The organism is Acidobacteriota bacterium (assembly GCA_029861955.1).
Taxonomy (GTDB): Bacteria; Acidobacteriota; Polarisedimenticolia; order Polarisedimenticolales; family Polarisedimenticolaceae; genus JAOTYK01.
The window spans coordinates 44,572-50,614 of the sequence record JAOTYK010000026.1; the positions used below are offsets into that span (position 1 = coordinate 44,572).

6 protein-coding genes are annotated in these 6,043 nt (G+C 60.9%); 4 read left to right on the forward strand and 2 right to left on the reverse strand.

Annotation, left to right across the window (positions count from 1 at the left end; translation table 11 throughout):
* Positions 1 to 37: 37 nt before the first annotated feature.
* Positions 38 to 1,633 carry a peptide chain release factor 3 gene (locus tag OES25_12975; GenBank protein MDH3628551.1) on the forward strand — a complete coding sequence of 532 codons (1,596 nt, stop codon included), beginning with the start codon at positions 38 to 40 and terminating at the stop codon, positions 1,631 to 1,633.
* Here OES25_12975 and OES25_12980 read toward each other — a convergent pair.
* Positions 1,630 to 2,001 (reverse strand): hypothetical protein, encoded by a 372-nt coding sequence (locus OES25_12980; protein ID MDH3628552.1) that lies wholly within the window; start codon positions 1,999 to 2,001, stop codon positions 1,630 to 1,632. The genes OES25_12975 and OES25_12980 overlap by 4 nt on opposite strands.
* A 66-nt stretch (positions 2,002 to 2,067) precedes the next feature.
* Here OES25_12980 and OES25_12985 point away from each other — a divergent pair, with 66 nt between their 5' ends.
* The 3 genes from OES25_12985 (at position 2,068) to OES25_12995 (ending at position 5,823) form a co-directional block, all read left to right on the forward strand.
* Positions 2,068 to 3,480 carry a glycosyltransferase 87 family protein gene (locus OES25_12985; GenBank protein ID MDH3628553.1) on the forward strand — a complete coding sequence of 471 codons (1,413 nt, stop codon included), beginning with the start codon at positions 2,068 to 2,070 and terminating at the stop codon, positions 3,478 to 3,480.
* Positions 3,481 to 3,496: 16 nt separating this feature from the next.
* Positions 3,497 to 4,687: a hypothetical protein gene (locus OES25_12990; protein ID MDH3628554.1), complete on the forward strand. Its 1,191-nt coding sequence runs from the start codon at positions 3,497 to 3,499 to the stop codon at positions 4,685 to 4,687.
* Positions 4,688 to 4,752: 65 nt separating this feature from the next.
* Positions 4,753 to 5,823 (forward strand): thioredoxin domain-containing protein, encoded by a 1,071-nt coding sequence (locus tag OES25_12995; GenBank protein MDH3628555.1) that lies wholly within the window; start codon positions 4,753 to 4,755, stop codon positions 5,821 to 5,823.
* 22 nt (positions 5,824 to 5,845) lie between these two features.
* Here OES25_12995 and OES25_13000 read toward each other — a convergent pair.
* Positions 5,846 to 6,043: hypothetical protein (locus OES25_13000; protein MDH3628556.1), on the reverse strand; the 198-nt coding region annotated here is incomplete at its 5' end.

Here is a 6,043-nt window from a genome sequence, read left to right on the forward strand (position 1 = left end):
CCGATGTTATCTCTATAGTACGCATCCGATTACTGCCATGGAACTCACAGACACCATCCTTCGAAAAGAGACCGAGCGGCGACGGACGTTCGCCATCATCTCGCACCCCGACGCCGGTAAGACGACGTTGACGGAGAAGCTTCTGCTATACGGCGGTGCCATCCGTCAGGCGGGCGCGGTGCGGGCCCGCCGCGCTGCGCGTCATGCAACGAGTGACTGGCTCGAACTCGAAAAACAGCGAGGCATCTCCGTCAGCAGCTCGGTCATGACCTTCGAGCACCATGGGCTTCGGGTCAATATTCTGGATACCCCGGGTCACCATGACTTCAGCGAGGATACCTACAGGACGCTGACCGCCGCCGACAGCGCCGTCATGTTGATCGATGCGGCCAAGGGGGTCGAGCCACAGACGCGGAAACTGTTCCAGGTCTGTCGCATGCGTGGCATCCCGATCTTCACATTCATCAACAAGTGGGATCGTCGTGGCCATGAACCCTTGGATCTGATGAGCGAGATCGAGGAAGTGCTGGGGATTCACTCGACCGCCGCCAACTGGCCGATCGGTGCGGGCAGCGACTTCTCGGGGATCTACGATCGACTCAAACAGCGCCTCTCGTTGTTCAAAGGGGGAAACCACGGAACGTCCCAGGTCGAGGAACAGCAGATCGACGGCGCTCCGGATTCCGAGGCGATCCGCGAGGCGTTGGGAACCCAGGCCGAGACGCTGAGGGACGAGCTGGAATTACTCGATGGCGCCGGCGAGTCGTTCGACCGAGACAAGGTTGCCCGTGGCGAGTTGACGCCGGTATTTTTCGGCAGCGCGTTGACGAACTTCGGTGTTTTTCCACTGCTAGAGAATTTTCTGGACCTGGCACCGTCACCGCAGCCGAGAGAATCGGATGTTGGACCCGTGGATCCTCTGGACCCCTCGTTCAGCGGCTTCGTCTTCAAGATTCAGGCAAACATGGACCCGGATCATCGAGACCGCGTGGCCTTCGTACGCGTCTGTTCCGGCCGCTTCCTGAAGGGTGAGACGACGACCCATGTGCCGTCGAAGAAGAAGATCCGTCTTGCCAACTCCACGCTGCTGATGGCGCAAGACCGCCAGGAGGTCGACGAGGCCTACCCGGGCGACGTGGTGGGTCTGTTCGATCCCGGGACGTTTCGGATCGGCGACACACTTAGCGATCGGGGAGACTTTAACTACGCGGGCATCCCCAGTTTTTCGCCGGAGCATTTTGCCAGGGTGCATGTCGCGGAGACGTTGCGTCGTAAGGCGTTGACCAAGGGACTGGATCAGTTGACTCAGGAGGGGCTCGTGCAACTGTTCAGCGAACCGGGTGCCGGCAGTGCGGCACCGGTCCTGGGCGCGGTGGGGCCCTTGCAATTCGAGGTACTCAAGTTCCGCATGGAGAGCGAGTACAGCGTGGAGTTGAAACTCCAACCCCTCAAGTTCAAGGTCGCACGATGGCTGCGTGGTGACTTCGATCCGGCGGCGTTCATCCACTCGCAGACCGCCAAGCTTCTGGAGGATCGCGAGGGGCAGCCGGTTCTTCTGGTGGACAACCAGTATTCGCTACGTTGGATCCAGGACAAACACGAAGGGTTGGAGTTTCTGGAGACCGCCGGCTAGCCGCGGATGCGAATGGCGCTGACCTGCCCGCTCTGCGTGTCGGTGGTCACGATCAACTCCTGACCGATCGCTAGGTCGGCAAATTCCAGCCGCCGACGCCCATCGAAACTCGACTTCTTCTGCGCCCTGATGACGGTTCTCTCGTCGATGACGACGAGGACTTCCTTCCGCGTGACCTTATCGAAAACGCGTAGAACCCGTTCTTCTGCTCGAATTTCGAGGAGATCGCATCGCCGACTGTCAACGGTGGAGAAGCTGCCGAATCCCGGATCGTTCGTCGACGAGCTCGAGCTCGAAGGGCCCGACGCCATCAGCGGCATGGCAACGATGGTCACTAGAAGCCAGAGCACAAGAATGGTTCGTGTCATCTTCACCTCATCAGGAGAAACAACGATGTTCACCGAAACCTTCCCGTTCAGGATATCTTCTTTCTGATGTTCCCACCCATCGCCGGATCCAGCCGCGGGCTCGTTCTCTTGGGTGGCGTCGCGATGCTGACCTATGTGCGGGCATCGTTCGGCGCCGGATGGACCAGTAGCCGCTCAGACGTCCTGGAAGTACTGGCTCTTTTTGCCGGGATATTCTTGCTCTACGGCGTCTCCTACGGACACGCCGCCTCGCTGTCCCGAGATGCCGACCGACGGCGCTCCGTCGTGAAAATCATCCTGTTATTTGCCGTCGGCTTTCGACTGGCATTTGTCGGCGTTGGGCTGCCTGCCGATGACCCCCTGGGTGGACTGGCCGATGACCTGAAGGGCGACGGCCCCGTCGTGACGCAATTCGTCGCCTACGACAACGACATCTGGCGTTACCTGTGGGACGGTCATGTCAGCGCCGCCGGGCTCTCGCCGTTCAATCTGAGCCCCGACGCGGCGGCGGATCTTCCGGAATCGGAGCTTCTGGACGATCCGTGGTGGCTGGTGCACGAACGCGTGGATCACGGCTCCTACCGGACCGTCTACCCACCCGTGGCGCAACACACGTTTCTGACTCTTCATCGAGTTGCACCGGCCTCCGCGATGGCGGTCAAACTTCTGATGATGCTCTTCGATATCGGCAGTTGTTGCGTTCTGGCCGGCATCGTGTCACGACTGAACGCCCCACCGAGTTGTCTGCTGCTCTACGCGTGGAACCCGTTGGCCATCAAAGAGCTGGCGGGCTCCGGGCATGTCGATGCCATGTTGATCTTTTTCGTATTGCTGGCCGTGGACCGACTCCTGCGTGGGGCGTCGGTCACAGGCGGCGCCGCGCTGGGGCTTGCGATCGCCTCGAAACTGACACCGGCTCCGCTGGTGATCCTCCTCATGCGACGACGAGGGGGCCGGCAGTCGCTCATCGTTGTGACGACAGTTCTGACAGTCGTGACGTTGGTAAGCTGGCCGTGGCGCTTTGATGGCCCGGACTACTTCAGGAACCTTCTTCGTTTTGCGACGGATTGGGAATTCAATGCAGGGATCTACCATCTCTTCCGTTGGATTGCCGGTGATGGGGCGTTTCTACTTAGCGGCGCCGCCATCCTGCTATTGATGGTGGGACTCTGGCGACGGGATGACGGAACATCGTATCGACAGGTCGAGAATGTCTTTTACCTCCTGGCGGCCGTGGTCCTTCTCTCTCCGACGGTCATGCCGTGGTACCTGTTGTGGGCACTTCCGTTTGCAGCACTACTACGACGCTGGAGTTTCATCGTCCTGACGGGCCTCAGCCTGCTCTCCTATCTCATTTACATCGACCAGACGGAACATGCCTGGTGGTTGTGGTTGGAGCACGGCGTGTTCGCACTCATGTTCGCCCGCGAAGAGATCGGCCGGCGTATCCGTCTCCAACCGACCGGTTTCGACGTATAAGGGTTTCCAGATCGTGATGAGTCGACAAACACTGCAACACTGGATCCTTCTTGCGAGCGCCGTCCTGTTGGCGTTCTCGACGACCCGTGCGGGTCAATCGATCGTCGACATCGGTCGTGGTTCCATCGTCGTCGAGCTGCCCTCGAGCTACGACCCGAATCGTTCCTACCCGCTGGTGCTCAACCTCCACGGCTACTCGTTGACCGGCCAGGAGCAGGAGAACTACTTCGTTCTGGTGCCCTGGGCCGAGAGCCGAGAGTTTATCTACGCCTATCCGCAGGGGTTGGACGACTTCCTTGGAAGCCCGTTCTGGAACGGGACGGATGCGTGTTGCGATCTCTTTGGAAACGGGGTCGACGACTCGACGTATCTGGTCAACCTGGTCGACGAGATTCGCGACCAGTTTCCGATCGATCCCTGGCGAGTGCACTTCGTCGGCTGGTCCAACGGTGGGTTCATGTCCTATCGCATGGCCTGCGATCACGCGGACACGGTCGCTTCGCTGGCGAGTCTGGCCGGTGCCACGTTTCTGGATCCGCTGGACTGCCAGCCGGAGGCGGCGGTACACGTTTTGCAGATTCACGGCACCAGCGACGCGACCATCCTTTATGGCGGTGGGGCGACGACATCCGGCTCCTATCCCTCGGCCACGCAGACCATCGCGACCTGGGCGGACTACAACGGCTGTGATGCCGCGCCCGTGAGCGGCGGCACGCCACGGGATATCGACGCCGGGACGCCGGGGGCCGAGACCACGGAGACGCTCCACGAAGGCTGCGCTATCGGCGGCTCGGCCCGGCTGTGGACCATTCCCGGTGGACCCCACGGCCCGACCCTCGCGCAGGGGTTCCGTGACGGCGTGGTCGACTTCCTCCTTGGCCATCGGCGTGCGGCGCTTCGTTTCGAGGATCCACAGACGCTGCGATGGGCGCCGATACGCTGGGCCCAGGAGTATCGGGTCTACCGCGGCGAGCTCTCGGATCTACTGGATGGTGATGCCGATGGCGTTGCCGATGCGGGATATGGCGATTGTGCCAGCGGCGACGACACGGTTACGACCGACACCGTCCTGCTCACCACAGAGAATCCTGCGGTCGGAGAAGGGTTTTTCTACCTTGTCGGCTTTGTCAATTCCGAGATGGCCGAGAGCATCCTGGGGACCCTCCCCGGTGGACGCCGACGAACCCCCTCGACCCCCTGCCCCTGATGGGCCGCAGGTCCGGTCCGGTGCTATTCTGAGGGATCAAATTAACGCATGTAGGGGATACGAAGATGACGGAACGATTCACGGCTCGCTGGGTGAGCTTACTGCTGGGTGCGACTCTGCTGATCGCAGCGATCGGTTGTGGCGATACCACCGGAACCGATGCAGGCAAGGACTCTGCGTCGGCAGCTGCCGGTGATGGCCAGATCGTCGCCAGCTGGGGTGACACGACCATCACGATGGCCGATCTCGACAAGGCGGCGATGGCCGGCGAGAACGGTGACGTCTACGTCAAGCTGTTCGAAGCACGTCAGAACACGCTGAACGCCATGATCGCCGACAAGCTGACGGCACTCGAAGCCGAAGAGTTCGGGAAGACGCAGAAAGAGCTTGTCGAGGAGAACGTCACCAACGTGGTCCCGCGACCGACTCCCGAAGAGATCCAGGCGTTCTTCGATCAGAACAAGGCTCAGATCAACGGCGAGTTCGCGCAGGTTAGCCCACAGATCGAACGCTATCTGTTCACGCAGAATCGTGCGGGCCTCCTCAAGTCCTACCGAGAGGGACTCGAGGCCAAGTACGGCGTCACCACCTCCCTCGAGCCTGTCCGCTTCGACGTGACCATCGCGGCTAACGACCCCCGCAAGGGTCCCGATAGCGCTCCGGTAAAGGTGGTCGAATGGTCCGATTTCCAGTGTCCGTTCTGCTCGAGAGTCGGACCCGCCATCGAACAGGTCATCGCCACCTACGGGGATCAGGTCCAGGTGGTCTTCCGCGACTACCCGTTGCCGGCCAACATGCACCCCGAGGCACAGATCTCTGCTGAAGCGGGTCAGTGTGCCCACGAGCAGGACCGGTTCTGGGATCTTCACGACAAGATGTTCGAGAACCAACGCGCGCTGACCTCAGAGCAGCTCAAGGGTTATGCCGCCGAGCTCGCTTTGGATACGGCGGCGTTCGACGAGTGCCTCGATTCCGGTCGTCATCGTGAGACGGTGCTAGCCGACCATCGTGATGGCGTCTCGGTGGGCGTCCAGGGAACACCGGCGATCTTCATCAATGGCCGCCGCCTGAGTGGCGCGGCGTCATTTAGCGCGTTCAAGACGCTCATCGACGAAGAGCTGGCGGCCGGCAGCTAATCGCTATTGGACATTTTCCGATTCATGCAAACGGATCGTTCTCGGCTTCGGGGACGGTCCGTTTTTTCATGCCATCGTCGGCTGCGTCAGACGGCGACAACGTGGCTCGAAGAATGTTGTGTGTTGCGTGATACGTCCGGTCGCCGATCGTCCGCCAGCGGACATGTGATTGCATCACCCGCAAGATTCCCAGGGTAAATCGGCATCGTACGGCGGCACG